Genomic DNA, 16,377 nt, shown 5'->3' with positions numbered 1-16,377 from the left:
CGGCCTCAGCCCTGAGGCGCCGGCGGCGGCGTGACCACCTCCACGAGTGCATCGGGCTGCAACCGGCCCTGGCCGGCCACCACGATGGTGGCGCCGGCGGGCACGCCCTTGATCTCGACCTCGCCATTGCCGCGCTGGCCGAGCTGGACCTTGGCTTCCCTGGCCTTGCCGTCGACGACCTGCCAGACGAGGCGCTCCTGCCCGCGCGGCACGATGGCGCTCTCGGGCACGAAGACGGCATCGCGCGTCTCGCGGCCCTTGATGGTCACGCGGGCGAACAGGCCCGGCCGCAGCGCCATCTGGGCATTGTCGAGCCGGGCGCGCACGCTCAGCGAGCGGCCGTTGACGTCGACCATCGGGTCGATGGCGTAGATGGTGCCGGTGAAGGTGCGGCTCGGCAGCGCGTCGACCGAGACCATCACCGTCTGGCCGGGCGAGACGCTGGCGAGGTGGCGCTCGGGAACCTTGAAGTCGAGCTTGAGCGTGTCGATCTTCTCGAGGTTCACCAGTTCGTCGCCGGTGTCGATATAGGCGCCGTTGGAGACCGAGCGCAGGCCGACCACGCCGTCGAACGGGGCGGTGATGGTGTGCTTGGCGATCTGCACGCGCTGGGAATGCAGCAAGGCGCGCGAGGTGTTGAGCTCGGCCTGCGCCTCGTCGAGCGCGCGGGCGGTGCCGGAGCCGGAGGCCTGGAGCTTCTGGGCGCGGCTGAAATTCGCCTCGGCGAGGTCGAGCCTTGCCTCGGTCTCGTCGAGCGAGGCCTTCACCAATGCCGCGTCGAGCTGCACCAGCACGTCGCCGGCCTTGACCTGCTCGCCCTCCTTGAAGCGGATTTCCTGGATGCGGCCGGCGACCTCGGAGGCGACCTTCACCGATTCGTCCGACTGCAGCGAGCCGATGGAAGAGATGTCGGTCGTCACCGTCACCTGGCGCGCCGGCGCGACCTCGACCGGGATGTGCGGCGCGGGCTTGGGCTCGGCGGCGGCGTTGGCCTCGCCGCGTCCGCCGACCAGCGCTCCGACGTCGATCCACCCTCTCTGCTGGGCGAGCGCACCCGCTCCCACGAGGACAGCCACCGTCAGAAGCACGCCGGTACTACGTCGCATCAGGCCCTCATCTTGCCGCGCCGGAGGCAGAAACCGTTCATGCTGCGACACAGCAGAGCTGGAAGGAACTTCCAACTTAATTCTATGTCATAAACGCATGGCGTGGATCACAATCCCGCGGTCAAGAGGGCATCATACTCCATCGGGGGGCCGCTGCCGACCGCCACCGGCGATCGGCGTTAATTCTGTCGACAGTGTCAGCCGTTCTTCACCATGACGTGGCGCACGACGGTGTAGTCCTCCAGCGCATAGGCGGAGAGATCCTTGCCGTAGCCGGACTGCTTCAGCCCGCCATGCGGCATCTCGTTGACCAGCATGAAATGGCAGTTCACCCAGGTGCAGCCATATTGCAGGCGCGAAGCGGTCGCCATGCCCTTGCCGATGTCCCGCGTCCACACCGAGGAGGCGAGGCCGTAGTCGCTGTCGTTGGCCCAGGCCACCGCCTCGTCGACATCTTCGAAGCGGGTGACCGAGACGACGGGGCCGAACACCTCGCGGCGCACGATCTCGTCGGACTGCAAGGCGCCGGCCACCACCGTCGGCTCGTAGAAGAAACCCTTGCCCGACGCCAGCTTGCCGCCGGTGGCGATCTCGATGTGGTTGAGCTCGGAAGCCCGCTCGACGAAGGAGGCGACGCGGGCGCGCTGGCGGGCGGAGATCAGCGGGCCGATGTCGTTCTGCGCGTCGTCCGCCTGGCCGAACTTCAGACCCGAGACGGCGGAGGCGAGGTCGGCGACCAGCTTCTCGTAGACCTTCTCGCCGGCATAGATGCGGCAGGCGGCGGTGCAGTCCTGCCCGGCATTATAGTAGCCGAAGATCTTCACCCCCTCGACCACGGCATCGATGTCGGCGTCGTCGAACACGATCACCGGCGCCTTGCCGCCGAGCTCCAGATGCGTGCGCTTCACCGTCTTCGCCGCGGCGGTCAGCACCTTCTTGCCGGTGGCGATGTCGCCGGTGAGCGAGACCATCGCCACCCTGGGGTGGTGGATCAGCGCGTTGCCGACACTTTCCCCGCGCCCGACCACCACATTGACCACGCCCTCGGGGAAGATGTCCGCGATCACCTTGGCCAGCTTCAGCAGGGTCAGCGGCGTCTGCTCGGAGGGCTTGATCACCACCGTATTGCCGCCGGCGAGCGCCGGGGCGAGCTTCCACGCCGCCATCATCAGCGGGTAGTTCCACGGCGCGATGGAGGCGACGACGCCGATCGGGTCGCGCCGGATCATCGAGGTATGCCCGGCCATGTACTCGCCCGCCACCATGCCGTGCTGGGTGCGCGCGGCGCCGGCGAAGAAGCGGAAGCAGTCGACCACGCCGGGGATCTCGTCGTTCAGCACCGCGTGGCGGGGTTTTCCGCAATTCAGCGCCTCCAGCGTGGCGAAGGCTTCCGCCTCCTGCTCGATGCGGTCGGCGAGCTTGAGCAGGAGATAGGAGCGCTCCGCCGGGGTGGTGCGCGACCACGTCCTGAACGCCTTGTCCGCGGCCGACACCGCCGCGTCGATCTGGTCCGGCGAGGCCTCCGGCAGCTCGATCAGCGTCTCCTCGGTCTTCGGGTTCAGCACCGTCTCCGGCGTCTCGGTGCCGGCGACGAACTCCGAGCCGATGAGCATGTCGGTGTCAGAAAGAGCGGTCATGAGGCGTCTCCTATTTGCCTGAGCCGGCCACCACCTCGCCCTCGCGCGTCAGATAGTAGGCGGCGAGGATGGGCAGGAAGGTCACGATGATGATCAGCACGGCCACAACATTGGTGACGGGCCGCTGCCGCGGGCGGATGAGTTCGGACAGCATCCAGATCGGCAGGGTGGATTGCTGGCCGGCGGTGAAGGTGGTGACGATCACCTCGTCGAAGCTGAGCGCGAAGGCGAGCATTCCGCCGGCGAGCAGCGCGGTGCCGATGTTCGGCAGCACGACGAGGCGGAAGGTCTGGAAGGCGTCGGCCCCGAGGTCCATCGACGCCTCGATCAGCGAGGGCGAGAGCCGGCGCAGCCGCGCCACCGCGTTGTTGTAGACGACGACGATGCAGAAGGTCGCGTGGCCGAGCACGATGGTCCAGAAGGAGAAGGGCATCTCCATCAGCCCGAAGGCCTGGCGCAGCGCGATGCCGGTGACGATGCCGGGCAGCGCGATGGGCAGCACGAAGAGCAGCGAGATCGGCTCCCGCCCGAGGAACTTCGCCCGCGCCAGCGCCCCGGCGGCCAGCGTGCCGAGCACGAGGGCGAGGAGCGTGGCGATGGTCGCGACCTTCAAGGACAGCCCAACCGCCGCCCAGATGTCGGCGCGGTCCCACACTATGGCGAACCATTTCAGCGTGAAGCCCGGCGGCGGGAAAGCGTAGCTCTTCTCTTCCGTCGTGAAGGCGTAGAGCAGGATGAACAGCAGCGGCACATGCAGGAAGGCGAGGCCCCCGAGCGCCGCGATCTTCAGGGAGAGGGGCGCGCGAGTCATGGGCGGACCACTCCCGTCAGAACCCCGTCATGCCCGGGCTTGGCCCGGCCATCCACGACTTTGGACCGGGTGCCGCGTGGCTCGGAATGAAGACGTGGATGCCCGGGCCAAGCCCGGGCATGACGCTGTGCGTGTTGGTCCTCACAGCGCATCGAACGCTCCCGTCCTCTTGGCGAGCGTCAGGAACAGGGCCATGACCAGGATCGGCACCAGCGAGAAGGCGGCCGCCAGCGGGATGTTCCCCGCCGTGCCCTGCAGCGTGTAGACCGCCTGCCCGAGCACCAAGGCCGAGGTGCCGATGATCTGCGGCACGATGTAGTCGCCGAGCGTCAGCGAGAAGGTGAAGATCGCCCCCGCCACCACGCCGGGCATGGCAAGCGGCAGGATCACCGTGCGCAGCACCATGCGCGGCGAGGCGCCCAGATCCCCGGCGGCCTCGATGAGATGCGGCGGCACCCGCTCCAGCGCCGCCTGCACGGGCAGGATCATGAAGGGCAGCCAGAGATAGGTGAAGGTCAGCACCATGCCGGTATAGCTGACCGAGAGCGACGGTCCGCCCACCACCGGCAGGTCGAGCCACGCCTGCAGCGCGCCGGCGAGGCCGAGCTTCCCGGCGAACCAGCCGATGGCGCCTTCGCGGGCGAGCAGCAGCTTCCAGCCATAGACCTTGACGAGGTAGCTCGACCATAGCGGCATCATCACCGCGAGGTAGAAGCCCGCCTTCGTCCGCGGCCCGGCATAGCGGGCGGCGTAATAGGCGATGGGGAAGGCGATGATGGCGCACAGCGCGGTCACCGCCGCCGCCACGAAGACGGTGCGCATGACGATGTCGAAATTGGCCGGGCGGAACAGCTCCAGCAGCGTCGCCGTGGTCGGCTCGCGCACGATGGTGCCGGAGAACTCATCGATGGAGAAGACCGCCTGGCCGAGGAAGACGAACAGGCTGCCGAGATAGACGAGGCCGATCCACAGGAGCGGCGGCACGAGCAAGAGCAGCGTCAGCAGCCGCGCCCGCCGCACCAGGAAGTCCGAGAGGCGCCGCCGCAGCCCCTCGGGCGGCGCGGGAAGATCGAGTACCGCGAGGCTCATCCCTCGCCCTCCATCGGCTCGATGGCCGCGCGGGGTATGGCGAGCCGCACGCCCTCCCCCGGCGCGACGCGCGGGCCGCTTGCCGGCACGGCGGCGGTGAGCGTCAGCCCGGAGGCGCAGCGCGCGGCGACGCGGCGCACCGGCCCCTGATAGGAGACGTCGAGCACGTCCGCCTCGACGAGCGCGGCGCCCTCCGGCACCGGATCGCCCGGGCCCAGCAGCGCGATCTTCTCCGGCCGCAGGCTGCAGGGCCGCTCGGCCGCGCCCAGCGCTGCCGCCTGCGCCGCGCCGAGCACATTGGCCGAGCCGACGAAGCCGGCGACGAAGCGGGTCGCCGGGCGCTCATAGACCTCTTCCGGCGGGCCGACCTGGACGATGCGGCCCTCGTTGAACACCGCCACCCGGTCGGCCATGGAGAGCGCCTCGCTCTGGTCGTGGGTGACGAAGACGAAGGTGAGGCCGAGCGCGCGCTGCAGGTTCTTCAGCTCGACCTGCATCTCCTCGCGCAGCTTGAGGTCGAGCGCGCCGAGCGGCTCGTCGAGGAGGAGCACCTTGGGCCGCACCACCAGCGCGCGGGCGAGCGCGACGCGCTGGCGCTGGCCGCCGGAGAGCTGCACCGGGCGGCGGCCCTCCATGCCGGCGAGCTTGACCATGGCAAGCGCCTCGCGCGCCAGCTTGTCCCGCTCCGCCCGCCCGACGCCACGCACCCGCAGCCCATAGGCGACGTTCTCGCCGACCGAGAGGTGGGGGAACAGCGCGTAGTCCTGGAACACGGTGTTCACCGCCCGCCGATAGGGCGGCAGGCCCTCCACCGTCTCGCCGAAGATATCGATATGGCCGGCATCGGGCTGCTCGAAGCCGGCGATGAGCCGCAGGCAGGTGGTCTTGCCGGAGCCGGACGGGCCGAGCATGGCGAAGAACTCGCCGGGCTGGATGGCGAGGTCGACGCCGTCAACCGCTTTCACCGTCCCGAAATGCCGCATCACGCCCTGGAAGCGGACGGCGGGGGTGGTCAGGACGGTGTCGAGCGTGGCGTGCATGAAAAGACGGTCCGGAAGGCGTGAGCGGCTCTTTCGCCGAGGCTCGGCGTAGGCAAGAGGTCGGCGGTGGAAAGGCGCGGCTGCCAGACGGTGCCGACGCCGTGCGGCATCCGCGCCATGTGGGTCGCGGCGAAGGCGTAGCCGCCGCGCGGATGCGGAGCGTGGTCCTCGCCCTGCTCGCACACCTGCAAGGCCGGGTCCTCCAGGGCGATGGCGGCGCGGTCCCACACTGAGACGACCCCAGCCACGATGGCGCCGCCGGCGGTGAAGGCGATGACGCCGATCAGTATCCCCTTGGTCGTGGCGGTGTAGGCGGTCATGCGACGTGTCATGGCATGCACCCTGGTGGCCTCCGGGCCGGCAGCCGGACGGCTTGTCGTCCGGCCCGAAGGTGGTCGGCGGCGGGGGAACCGCCGCGGGGAGTTCGGTCGTTCATCTCCCGCCCGAAGGCGGCCCCTCATCCCCTTCCCTCTCCCGTCGCCGGGAAAGGGAGCCCCTCATGCACTATCGCCCGCCGAGCACGGCGATGTAGTCGGACACCCAGCGGTAGTAAGGCACGCATCCGGCTGCCTGCGTCGGGCACTTGGCGACCGGCGTGCGCCAGAAATGGATCTTCTCGAAATCCTCGATGCCGTTGGTCTTGCAGCCCTCGGCGCCGAGCAGCTCGTTGCCCTTGCAAGCGGCGGGCACGGCCGGCACCGAGCCGAACCAGGAGGCGAGGTCGCCCTGCACCTTCGGGCTGAGCGAGTGCTCCATCCACATATAGGCGCAGTTGGGATGCGCCGCGTCGGCATGCAGCATGGTGGTGTCGGCCCAGCCGGTGGCCCCCTCGGAGGGGATGGTCGAGGCGATCGGCTTCTTCTGGCTCTGCAGCAGGTTCACCTGGAACGGCCAGGAGGAGGAGGCGACGACGCCCTCATTGGTGAAGTCGTCGATCTGGATCATCGCGTCGTGCCAGTAGCGCTGCACGATCTTGCGCTGCTGGCGCAGCAGGTCGAGCGCCGCCTTGTACTGCTCCTCGGTCAGCTCGTAGGGGTCCTTGATGCCGAGCTCCGGCTTGTGCGCCATCAGATAGAGCGCGGCGTCGGCAATGTAGATCGGCCCGTCGAAGGCCTGCACGCGGCCCTTGTTGGACTTGCCGTCGGGCAGCGTCTGCTCCTCGAACACGACGTTCCAGCTCTTCGGCGCTTCGCCCTTGAAGGCCTCGGTGTTGTACATCAGCACGTTGGAGCCCCACTGGTAGGGCACGCCGTAATGCACCCCGTCCACCGTGTGCCAGGGCGCGTTCTGCAGCCGCTCGTCGACGGTGCCCCAGCTCGGGATCAGCTTGGTGTTGACGGGGGCGACCTTCTTGCCGGCGATGAGGCGCAGCGAGGCGTCGCCGGAGGCGGTGACAAGGTCGAAGCCGCCCTCGTTCATCAGCGCCACCATCTCGTCCGAGGTGCCGGCGGTCTTCACATTGACCTTGCAGCCGGTCTTCTTCTCGAAATCGGTGACCCAGTCATAGGCCTTGTCGGTGTCGCCGCGCTCGATGTAGCCGGCCCAGGCGACGATATCGACCTGGCCCTCGCCCTTGCCGAGCGAGGTCATCTCGGCGGCGAGCGCGGGCTGCAGGCTGAGCGAGGCGCAGGCGGCAAGCGCCGGCAGATAACGGGCGATGCGCGGCATATCGATGTCCCTCTGGTCTACGGGCACTTCCGGCCCTTTGAGAGAAGTCTGCCGCTACGTCGCGCCCCGCGCCACACCAAAGATCAGAAGGGAGCCATCGGGGAAATCGATGAGTATTTGATAGGCAGCTATCGCCCGCGCGAAGCGTGCCGCGTGGCGGCGATGGAGACGAAGCCGGCGGCGGCGGCCGAGAGCGGCGAGCCGCGCCGCCAGGCGGTCGCCACCTCCACCGCCGGCACCTCGTCGATCAGCGCCCGCGCCTCGATCTTGTCGCCTTCCAGCGACCATGGCCGATAGGTCAAGTCCGGCAGCACCGCCACGCCCGCGCCTGTGGCGACGAGGCTGCGCACCGCCTCGACTGAACGCGTGCGGAAGGCCACCGGCGGGCGGATGCCGAGCCGGCGCCAGACGCCCTCGGAAGCTTCGGCGATCTCGTCGATGGTCAGCAGCACATGCGGCTCGGCGCTGAGGTCGCGCAGGCTCACCCGCTCCTGCGTCAGTGCCGGATGGCCGAGCGGCATCCACGCCCGATAGGGCGAGACCTCCACCGCCTCGGTCTGCAACGCCTCGGAGCGGCGGCCCGAAGGCAGCACCATCACCGCGACGTCGAGTTCGCCGCCGACGAGAAGGTGCTCGAGATAATCCGCCGCATCCTCCACCGCCTCGACCGCGATGCGCGGAAAGGCGCGGCGGAAGCGGGCGATGAGGTCGGAATAGATGTAGCCGGCGACCAGCGGCGTCACCCCGACCGACAGCCGCCCATCCAGCGCCGCCGCCTCCGAACCGGCAAAGGCGCGCCGGGCATCCGCCACGTCGCCGAGGATTTTTCGTGCATGGCGTAGGAAGTGATGGCCCTTGAGCGTGAGGTCGGCGCCGCGCGCGTGCCGCTCCAGCAGCTTGAAGCCGAGGTCGAGCTCCAGTTCGCGCAGCGCCTCGGTGACGGTCGACTGCGAGATGGACAGCGTATGCGCGGCCGAGGAGACGGAACCGTTCTCCGCCACGGCCACGAAATATTGGAGCTGGCGCAGCGAGAAGGCCATCGGCTTATCCGGGATGCGGCGGATATGCCGATGTTACCTCAATGGCGGGTGACGCCAAGCGCTCGCGACGACGGCAGGCACCTTATGAAAAGAAAACCCCGCCTCGGACGGCGGAACCGGCCGGGGGCGGGGTTCAGATCGGCGTCACTCCGCCGCGATGCGCAGCGCCGGGCGGGGCGTCTCGACCGGCATGGCGCTCGCGACCGTGCCGGCGATGATCTGCGCGGTCGCGCAGGACAGCGTCCAGCCCAGATGCCCGTGGCCGGTGTTGTAGAACACGCCGGGCTTGGCGCCGGCGGCGACGCGCGGCATCAGGTCCGGCATCATCGGCCGCAGCCCGGCCCACGGCACGGCGCGGTCGGTGTTCACGTCGGGGAACAGCTTGCGCACCCAGTCGGTCAGCGGGCGGATGCGGTCGGCGCGGATGTCGCGGTTCTCGCCGTTGAACTCGGCGGTGCCGGCGACGCGGAAGCGATCCTTGCCGAGGCGCGAGGTGACGATCTTGGTCTGGTCGTCAAGCAGGCTCACCCAGGGCGCGCCGGCCTGGCTCTGCTCGTCATCGAGCATGACGGTGATGGAATAGCCCTTCACCGGATAGACGTTCACCCGGTCGCCGAGCTGCGCGGCGAGGGCGCGCGAGCCGACGCCGGCACACACCACAACGCCGTCGAAGGCGAGCGTCTCGCGCACCGGCCGCGCATCCTCGGCATCGGGGACGATGGTCAGCGCGATCTCGACGCCCGTGCCCGCCTGCCCCTTGCCGGTATGGGTCACGCTATCGACGCTCGCCTCGTTGATGAAGCGCACGCCCTTGCGCCGGCAGGCATCGGCGAGGCCGCGGGTGAATTTGTGGATGTCGCCGGTGGAATCGGACGGGGTGAAGAAGCCGCCATAATAGCTGCCGTGCAGCGTCGGCTCGATGGCGCGAATCTCGGACGGCGTGACCGGCCGGCGCTCCAGCCCGCCCTCGGCATAGAGCTCGCTCACCTTGGCGGCGGCGTCGTAGCCGACCTTGTCGCGGTAGATGTGCAGGATGCCGCGGGTCACATGGTTGAAGTCGATGTTCTCGCGCGCGGCGATCTCGAACATGTAGTTGCGTGCCTGGATGGCGAGGCGCGTGGTCTCGACCGTGTTGGCCTTGTAGTTCGGGATGTTGGCGAGGAACTCGGCCATCCAGCTATATTTGTGCCAGCTGGGCAGCGGGTTCATCAGCAGCGGGGCGTCGGGGGTGAACATCCACTTGATGCCCTTCAGCACCGTCGACCAGGAGTTCCACACCTCGGCGTTGGAGGCCGAGAGCTGGCCGCCATTGGCGAAGGAGGTCTCCATCGCCGCGTAGCGCTGGCGATCGATGACGGTGACGTCGTAGCCCTTCTCGTTGAGGGCATAGGCGGTGGTGATTCCGGTGATGCCGGCACCGATAACGGCAATCTGGCGCATGGGGCTCTCCCGCGCTTGAGGACACAAGGCTGGACCCCTTCGGTTCCAGCCGGCTGTCCCCAATCTGTCGCGGTACCTGAGAGCTCGCCCCGAGACAGACGGCGACGCCGCCTTGAAATCCCGGGCTTCCCCTTCGGTGGACGCCTGGCACTGACGGGTGCCGACGCCTCTCTCCAGATTGTCCTGATTATGCGGTCCGTGGTGCCTGAGAGTTTCCTGGGGGGTTGCTCCGTCGGCGCCGACACATGTCCGGGAGGACTGTCGGTCTCTCCCGCATAACCATTAGCAGACGGCTATATGCATCGCACAAAAGCATGCCTTTTTCAAGGGCAGAGGCGGCGCCGGGCACCGCTTTCAGGTCGCTAGACAGCCCGCCTTTAGTAGAATTTCGAAGGATAATGCAACTTTTGATTTTATCCGGCATTCGTGAGACGATCGGTGCTGGTGTGAGGACGGCCCCGCTTCGGATGGAGGTCGATCCGGGCGCGTAAGATCCTGCCTGTGGGGGCGAGCGGGAGAATGACCACCGCCAGGGTAAAAGTACCGCCGGCATTGCCGCTTGCCTCGTCGCTGTGGCGCGTCATGGCGTTCATCATCGTCTTCGCCGTAACGGCGGGATGCGCGCTCCGGCTGGCGCCGCAATACGATCCCTCGATCGTGAGGGGGATCGAAAGCGCGAACGAACAGGCCATGGTGCTGTTCGCGACCGTCGCGCCGGGCGTCAAGGCGTCCACCTTTCCCACCCGCGCCCCGGCCTATGCCCAGGTGATCGGCCAGCTCGACGCGCTGCGGCTGCTCGCCGAATCGCGGCCGGCGCCTCCGCCTTCTTCCTTCGGACCGTCCGCGGGGCAGGTGGTCGATCCGCCCACGCCCTCCATCCTCACCAACGTATCCGCCCTCATCGCGCAGATGCGCGACAGGGATGCCCGGCACGGGCTGACGGCCGCGCAGGTACCCGGTTTCCGCCAGAGCTACGAGACGTGGATGGAGCAGGCCATCACCTACGAGACCGCGTTGCGGCGATAGGGAACGGGCGGCGATGTCGATCGATATGGAGCAGTTGCAGCGGGACATCCTGACGGCCGCATCCGGCGCCGCGGCGACCGACATCGGCAACCTTGCCGGCTTTTCCCGCAGCCAGCTCAGGAAGATCGCGAAGCAGACTGAATGGATCCGCGCCGGCCGCCTCGCCGGCGATCTCGACGACGAGCTGTTTCGCTTTCACCTCGACGATCTCGCGCGCCTCATCGACAGCTTCGTCAGGGTGCTGGCGGCGCTGACCATCGTCATGATGGAGAGGGTCTGGAACGCCATCGTCGGCGTCGTCTGGCGAACGATGGAAACGGCGATCGGCGCGCCCATCCCCCTGCCCTTCCGGCCCTAGCCGGCCCCGCGCCCTCACACGCTCGCCGCGTCCAGCCCCAGATCGAGGATCGGCGCGGAATGGGTGATCCAGCCGACCGAGATCAGGTCCACCCCGCTCGCCGCGATCGGCCCGACCGTCTCGCGCGAGACGCGGCCGGAAGCTTCCGTCAGCGCCCGCCCGCCGACGATGCTCACCGCCTCCTTCAGCACCGGCGGCGTCATGTTGTCGAGCAGCACCGCGTCGACGCCCTCCGCCATCGCTTCCTCGAGCTGGTTGAGGGTGTCGACCTCGACCTCGATCTTCACCATGTGGCCGGCATTGGCCTTGGCGGCGCGGATGGCCGGCGCGACGCCGCCGGCGACCGCGATGTGGTTGTCCTTGATCAGCACCGCGTCGTCGAGGCCGAAGCGGTGGTTGGAGCCACCGCCCGCCTTCACCGCGTGCTTCTCCAGCGCGCGCAGGCCCGGCGTGGTCTTGCGGGTGCAGACGATGTGCGCCTTGCCGTGCTGGCGGGCGATCTCGACCAGGCCGGCGGTGGCGGTGGCCACCCCCGACATGCGGCAGGCGATGTTGAGCGCCACCCGCTCGGCGGTGAGGATGGCACGCGCCGAACCGTTAAGCCGCATCACCACGTCGCCCGGCCCGACGCTCGTCCCGTCGCGGCGCTCGACGACGATGCTAAGACTCGGATCGATCAGCTCGAAGGCGATCACCGCCGCGTCGATGCCGGCGATGACGCCGGTCTGGCGCGAGGCGATCACCGCGTCGAAGCGGGCTTCCACGGGGATGACGGAATCGGTCGTCACGTCGCCGGCGCGGCCAAGGTCCTCCAGCAGCGCGGCGCGCACGACCGGCTCGACCAGCAGGCGGGGAAGAGGGGGGAGGGTCATTCTGGTTCTTTCGCGCTAGGCCACCCGCCGCACCTCGCCGGCCTCGCGGCGGTCGAGGGCGTCGAGCGTGGTCTCGGAATGGCGGGCCAGCGTCGCCGGCAAGGGATAGTCGGCGCGGAAATGTCCACCCCGGCTCTCCTCGCGCCGCAAGGCCGCCTCGGTTACCATCAGCGCCACCAGCGACGGGTCGTCGTCATGGCGGTCCGCCAGCTCGCCGAGCCAACGCGCGGCGGCTTCCAGATTCGCGGCGTCGCGCACCACCCCGACCTTGAGGTCCATCAGCGCGCGGATCTCGGCCCGAGCCGGCGAGGGCGCGCGAGGGCTCACGGGCGCCGGAACGGCGGAGTGCGCCGCCTCCTCACCCGCAATGTCGGCGGCGATCCACTGCGCATAGGCGAGCGCCTCCAGCAGCGAGTTGCTGGCGAGGCGGTTGGCGCCGTGCAGCCCGGTCGAGGCGACCTCACCGCAGGCCCACAGGCCCGGCACGGTCGAGCGGCCGGCATCATCCACCTTGATCCCGCCCATATGGTAATGCGCCGCCGGCCGCACCGGGATCGGCGCGCGCGCCGGGTCGAGCCCGTTGGCGCGGCACAGCGCCACCACGCCGGGGAAGCGGCGCTCGACGTCCTTCAGCCGCGCGTCCAGAACCACGCCATGTCCCTGTGCGATCTGCGCGAAGATGGCACGGGCGACGACGTCGCGCGGCGCTAGTTCCTGCCCCGGCACCTCGGCCATGAAGCGCTCGCCGCGCGCGTTGAGCAGCTTCGCCCCCTCCCCGCGCAACGCCTCGGTGGCGAGCGGCATGGGATCCGCACCTGCGGCAATGGCGGTCGGGTGGAACTGCACGAACTCCATGTCGCGCAAGGCGGCGCCGGCCCTCGCGGCCAGAGCGAGGCCGGAGCCGACCGCGCCGAGCGGGTTGGTGGTCGACGCATAGAGCCCGCCCAGTCCGCCGGTCGCCAGCACGACCGCGCGAGCGGCGAGCGCCGTCACCCGGCCCTCGCGGTCGCGCACCGCGACGCCGGCGACGCGGCCCTCAGTGAGCAGCAGCTCGGTGGCGCGCACGGCCTCGATCACCTGGATGGAGGGGCAGGCGCGCGCGGCCTTCGCCAGCGTCTCCAGCACCACACGGCCGGTGCCGTCGCCATCGGCATGGACGATGCGCCGGCGCGAATGCGCGGCCTCCAGCCCGAGGGCGAGGCTGCCATTGGCATTGCGGTCGAAGGGCGTGCCGAGGCCGACCAGCCAGTCGATAGCCTCCGGCGCCGCGGCCGCGACGCGGCGGGCGACATGCGGCTCGGACAGGCCCGCGCCAGCGGTCAGCGTGTCGATGGCGTGGAAGTCCGGCCGGTCGTCGTCGCCGATGGCGGCGGCGATGCCGCCCTGCGCCCAGCCGGTGGCGGCGTCGCTGCCGAGCGGCGAGGCGACGACGAGCGTCACCTTCATGGGCGCGAGCCGCAGCGCGGTGGCGAGGCCGGCGACGCCGCCGCCGACCACGACGATGTTCTCAGGCGAATGGCTCAACGCAGCGATCCTCTGCCTTCAGCGGATGGCGAGCATGCGCTCGACGGCAAGGCGCGCGCGGTCGGCCACGGCCGGGTCGATCTCGACCTGGTGGCCCATGGTCTCCAGCGCCCGGCGGATGTTCGGCAGAGTGATCCGGCGCATATGCGGGCACAGATTGCAGGGCCGCACGAACTCGACGTCGGGATGGTTCACCGCGACATTGTCGGCCATGGAGCATTCAGTGATCAGCACCACCCGCGCCGGTTTCTCGTCGCGCACATAGTCGGCCATGCCGGCCGTGGAGCCCGCATAGTCGGCCGCCGCCACCACCTCCGGCGGGCATTCGGGGTGCGCCAGCACCACGACGCCGGGATGGTTCTCGCGCAGGTCGCGAATGTCCTGCGGGGTGAAGCGCTCATGCACCTCGCAATGGCCCTTCCAGGCGATAAGCTCGATCTCCGGCACTTCCTTCTGCACGTTGCGGGCGAGGTACTCGTCCGGCAGCATGAGGATGCGGTTGACGCCCCATTCCTTCGCCACGGCGCGCACCACCTTCACGGCATTGCCGGAGGTGCAGCAATAGTCGCTCTCGGCCTTCACCTCGGCCGAGGTGTTGACATAGGTGACCACCGGCACGCCCGGATAACGCTGGCGCAGCAGGCGGATATCCTCCGCAGTGATGCTCTCGGCGAGCGAGCAGCCCGCTTCCATGTCCGGCATCAGCACGATCTTGGAAGGGTTCAGCAGCTTGGCCGTCTCGGCCATGAAATGCACACCGGCCATGACGATGACGTCGGCATCGACCGTCACAGCCTCGCGGGCGAGCGCGAGGCTATCGCCGACGATGTCGGCCACCGTGTTGAAGATTTCCGGCGCCTGGTAGTTGTGGCCGAGCACCACGGCATTGCGCTGCTTCTTCAGCCTCTCGATCGCCTCGACGTCGCGCACGATCAGCGGCCATTCGGCCGGGGTGACGTGCTTCGACACGCGCTCATAGAGATGCGCCAGCGGCAAGGCACTGGGACTGGAAGGCGCGTTGGCGGGCGCCAGGTCGGGGGCGAAATCCTCAGTGGTTCCCATGCGGGCGGCGACGTCGAGATCCAGCATCGCATCCTCCCTTATGCTCTTTTTGAGTATATCTAAGGCCAAAGAAGACCGGGCTACGAGCCCGGCATTTCGGGGTTATGCTAGGACTGAGTATAAGTCGCTGTCAACAGGCTGTCACAAAGAGCATGGCGATTTCTGCGGCTCCGAATCCGACATGCACGCAGGAGTCTTTGCAGATCATGGATTTGACGCTGGAGCCGGCCCTCGCCGCGGAGGAGGAAGCCGTCGCTGCGCTGTGGCGGGAATGCGGGTTGACCGTGCCCTATAACGACCCCGCCGCCGATTTCCGCTTCGCTCTCGGCCGCGAGGCGTCCGACGTGCTGGTGGCGCGCCAGGATGGCCGCGTGGTGGCGACGGTGATGGTCGGCCATGACGGCCACCGCGGCTGGCTCTACTACGTCGCCGTCGCCCCGGCGCTGCAGGGCAAGGGCATCGGCGCGCAAATCGTCGCCGCCGGCGAGGAGTGGCTGAAGGCGCGCGGCGTGGTGAAGCTGCAGCTCCTCGTGCGCGAGACCAACACGCGCGTCGTCTCCTTCTACGAGAATCTCGGCTTCGAGATCGCCCCGCGCGTCGTCATGTCGAAATGGCTGGACGGGCGGGAATAGTCACCGCCGCCCGAAGCCGCCGGGCAGGCGCACGCCCGGCGCGGGGCGCTCCAGCAGCACCTCGCGGCGGAAGCGCACGAGGCGAGCCGGCCGGCCGCCGGTCTCGGCGGTGGTCTCGCCGGTCTCCTCGACCAGGCGCTGCTGCTCCACCAGCCGGCGGAAATTCTGCTTGTGCAGCCGCGCGCCGGAGAGCGCCTCCACCGTGCGCTGGAGCTGGCCGAGCGTGAAGCTCGGCGGCATCACCTCGAACACCACGGGGCGGTATTTGATCTTGCCGCGCAGTCGGGCGATGGCGAGCGCCAGCATGCGCCGGTGGTCCTCGCGCATCTCGACGCCGGAGGGGCCGGACGCCGCGCGCTCGGAGCCGCGCTCGCGCAGCGCCTCGGCGACGAGGCCGGCCTCGTAGAGCAGCTCGTAGCGCTCCAGCACCCGCTCCTCGTTCCAGCCCGCCTCGTTGCCGCCCATGCCGCCGAAGCACAACGCGATGCGCTCGGCGCGGATCTCGCCCATGCGCGAGCTCGCCGCCCCCGCCGCCCAGGCGCGCAGCCCGTGTTCCAGGCTGTCGAGCACCGCCGGCCGGCCGCCGCGCCAGTCCTCCCACGGGAAATAGCGGTACCAGCTCTGCCAGGCGGCCTCCGTGTCGCCGGCCGGGCGCGCCTCGCGCACCAGAGCGAGATAGGCCAGCGAGAGCGCGCGACCGCCGTCCTCGCCGCGGTCGCGGTCGCCGAAGGTGTAGAGCTGCTCGACATAGCCGAGCTCCTGCAGCGTCTGCCGCTCCACCCAGCTTCGCAGCCCCACCTCCAGCGTGCGGTGGCCGCGCTCCAGCGGGCCGGAGGGCAGCGAATCCCGGCCGTCGCCATGGCGGATGGTCAGCACCTTGGGGTCGTCGCCGGTCACCGCGACGATCACCGCCGACAGGCCGATGGCGAGCCCGGGCTCGGGCGCATCGGGCAGGTCGGCGTCGGCGGTCGGACGGGTGAGCGGCGTCGCGGACATGGGTTCCGGGCGATGGCGGTGTTCTGGCGTGCGTGCGCGGAGAATAGCATGGCGCAGAGCGCGCCGCTTGCGCCGG

General features: G+C 69.2%; 16 protein-coding genes and 2 riboswitches. Of the genes, 3 read left to right on the top strand and 13 right to left on the bottom strand.

Going from position 1 to position 16,377, the window contains the following annotated elements; genetic code table 11:
- Nucleotides 1–5: 5 nt before the first annotated feature.
- From SNOV_RS02545 to SNOV_RS02505, 9 genes are all read right to left on the bottom strand, one after another.
- Nucleotides 6–1,106: an efflux RND transporter periplasmic adaptor subunit gene (locus SNOV_RS02545; protein WP_013165341.1), complete on the bottom strand. Its 1,101-nt coding sequence runs from the start codon at nucleotides 1,104–1,106 to the stop codon at nucleotides 6–8.
- Nucleotides 1,107–1,303: 197 nt separating this feature from the next.
- Nucleotides 1,304–2,743 (bottom strand): gamma-aminobutyraldehyde dehydrogenase, encoded by a 1,440-nt coding sequence (locus tag SNOV_RS02540; RefSeq protein ID WP_013165340.1) that lies wholly within the window; start codon nucleotides 2,741–2,743, stop codon nucleotides 1,304–1,306.
- 10 nt (nucleotides 2,744–2,753) lie between these two features.
- Nucleotides 2,754–3,554, bottom strand: a complete 801-nt coding sequence (locus SNOV_RS02535; RefSeq protein ID WP_013165339.1) for an ABC transporter permease — start codon at nucleotides 3,552–3,554, stop codon at nucleotides 2,754–2,756.
- A gap of 141 nt (nucleotides 3,555–3,695) precedes the next feature.
- The gene (locus tag SNOV_RS02530; RefSeq protein WP_013165338.1) at nucleotides 3,696–4,643 is read right to left on the bottom strand and encodes an ABC transporter permease; all 948 of its coding nucleotides are present in this window, start codon (nucleotides 4,641–4,643) and stop codon (nucleotides 3,696–3,698) included.
- Nucleotides 4,640–5,683: an ABC transporter ATP-binding protein gene (locus SNOV_RS02525; protein WP_013165337.1), complete on the bottom strand. Its 1,044-nt coding sequence runs from the start codon at nucleotides 5,681–5,683 to the stop codon at nucleotides 4,640–4,642. The genes SNOV_RS02530 and SNOV_RS02525 overlap by 4 nt, the downstream gene beginning before the upstream one ends.
- A complete protein-coding gene (locus SNOV_RS02520) occupies nucleotides 5,656–6,015 on the bottom strand; it encodes a hypothetical protein (protein ID WP_013165336.1) in 360 nt (119 codons plus the stop codon). Before SNOV_RS02520 ends, SNOV_RS02525 begins: the two co-directional genes overlap by 28 nt.
- Nucleotides 6,016–6,187: 172 nt before the next feature.
- Nucleotides 6,188–7,351, bottom strand: coding sequence for an ABC transporter substrate-binding protein (locus SNOV_RS02515; protein ID WP_013165335.1), 1,164 nt, complete (start codon nucleotides 7,349–7,351; stop codon nucleotides 6,188–6,190).
- Nucleotides 7,352–7,479: 128 nt separating this feature from the next.
- Nucleotides 7,480–8,391, bottom strand: a complete 912-nt coding sequence (locus SNOV_RS02510) for a LysR family transcriptional regulator (RefSeq protein ID WP_013165334.1) — start codon at nucleotides 8,389–8,391, stop codon at nucleotides 7,480–7,482.
- 144 nt (nucleotides 8,392–8,535) lie between these two features.
- On the bottom strand, nucleotides 8,536–9,831 hold the full coding sequence (locus SNOV_RS02505) for a D-amino acid dehydrogenase (RefSeq protein WP_013165333.1): 1,296 nt from the start codon (nucleotides 9,829–9,831) through the stop codon (nucleotides 8,536–8,538).
- A gap of 56 nt (nucleotides 9,832–9,887) precedes the next feature.
- A riboswitch (glycine riboswitch) is annotated at nucleotides 9,888–10,013 on the bottom strand.
- A riboswitch (glycine riboswitch) is annotated at nucleotides 10,014–10,115 on the bottom strand.
- A 235-nt stretch (nucleotides 10,116–10,350) separates the two neighbouring features.
- Between SNOV_RS02505 and SNOV_RS22490 the strand changes: the two genes are divergently transcribed.
- Together SNOV_RS22490 and SNOV_RS02495 are read left to right on the top strand one after the other, a co-directional pair.
- Nucleotides 10,351–10,857 carry a hypothetical protein gene (locus SNOV_RS22490; RefSeq protein WP_013165332.1) on the top strand — a complete coding sequence of 169 codons (507 nt, stop codon included), beginning with the start codon at nucleotides 10,351–10,353 and terminating at the stop codon, nucleotides 10,855–10,857.
- Between the two features lie 13 nt (nucleotides 10,858–10,870).
- A complete protein-coding gene (locus SNOV_RS02495; RefSeq protein WP_013165331.1) occupies nucleotides 10,871–11,215 on the top strand; it encodes a hypothetical protein in 345 nt (114 codons plus the stop codon).
- A 14-nt stretch (nucleotides 11,216–11,229) separates the two neighbouring features.
- On the opposite strand, the gene nadC is transcribed toward SNOV_RS02495, so the two are convergent.
- The 3 genes from nadC to nadA are packed head-to-tail and all read right to left on the bottom strand — an operon-like array spanning nucleotide 11,230 to nucleotide 14,700.
- Complete coding sequence (gene nadC, locus SNOV_RS02490; RefSeq protein WP_013165330.1) at nucleotides 11,230–12,087, bottom strand: carboxylating nicotinate-nucleotide diphosphorylase; 858 nt, start codon at nucleotides 12,085–12,087, stop codon at nucleotides 11,230–11,232.
- A gap of 15 nt (nucleotides 12,088–12,102) precedes the next feature.
- Nucleotides 12,103–13,611 carry an L-aspartate oxidase gene (locus SNOV_RS02485; protein WP_013165329.1) on the bottom strand — a complete coding sequence of 503 codons (1,509 nt, stop codon included), beginning with the start codon at nucleotides 13,609–13,611 and terminating at the stop codon, nucleotides 12,103–12,105.
- Between the two features lie 18 nt (nucleotides 13,612–13,629).
- Complete coding sequence (gene nadA, locus SNOV_RS02480) at nucleotides 13,630–14,700, bottom strand: quinolinate synthase NadA (protein WP_013165328.1); 1,071 nt, start codon at nucleotides 14,698–14,700, stop codon at nucleotides 13,630–13,632.
- Between the two features lie 179 nt (nucleotides 14,701–14,879).
- Here nadA and SNOV_RS02475 point away from each other — a divergent pair, with 179 nt between their 5' ends.
- Nucleotides 14,880–15,305, top strand: a complete 426-nt coding sequence (locus SNOV_RS02475; RefSeq protein WP_013165327.1) for a GNAT family acetyltransferase — start codon at nucleotides 14,880–14,882, stop codon at nucleotides 15,303–15,305.
- On the opposite strand, the gene SNOV_RS02470 is transcribed toward SNOV_RS02475, so the two are convergent.
- On the bottom strand, nucleotides 15,306–16,301 hold the full coding sequence (locus tag SNOV_RS02470; RefSeq protein ID WP_013165326.1) for an NUDIX hydrolase: 996 nt from the start codon (nucleotides 16,299–16,301) through the stop codon (nucleotides 15,306–15,308).
- Between the last annotated feature and the right edge of the window lie 76 nt (nucleotides 16,302–16,377).

It is taken from the genome of Ancylobacter novellus DSM 506 (assembly GCF_000092925.1).
GTDB classification, from domain to species: Bacteria; Pseudomonadota; Alphaproteobacteria; order Rhizobiales; family Xanthobacteraceae; genus Ancylobacter; species Ancylobacter novellus.
Note: the sequence above shows the minus strand (reverse complement) of the source record. Positions and strands in the feature narration are given on the sequence as shown.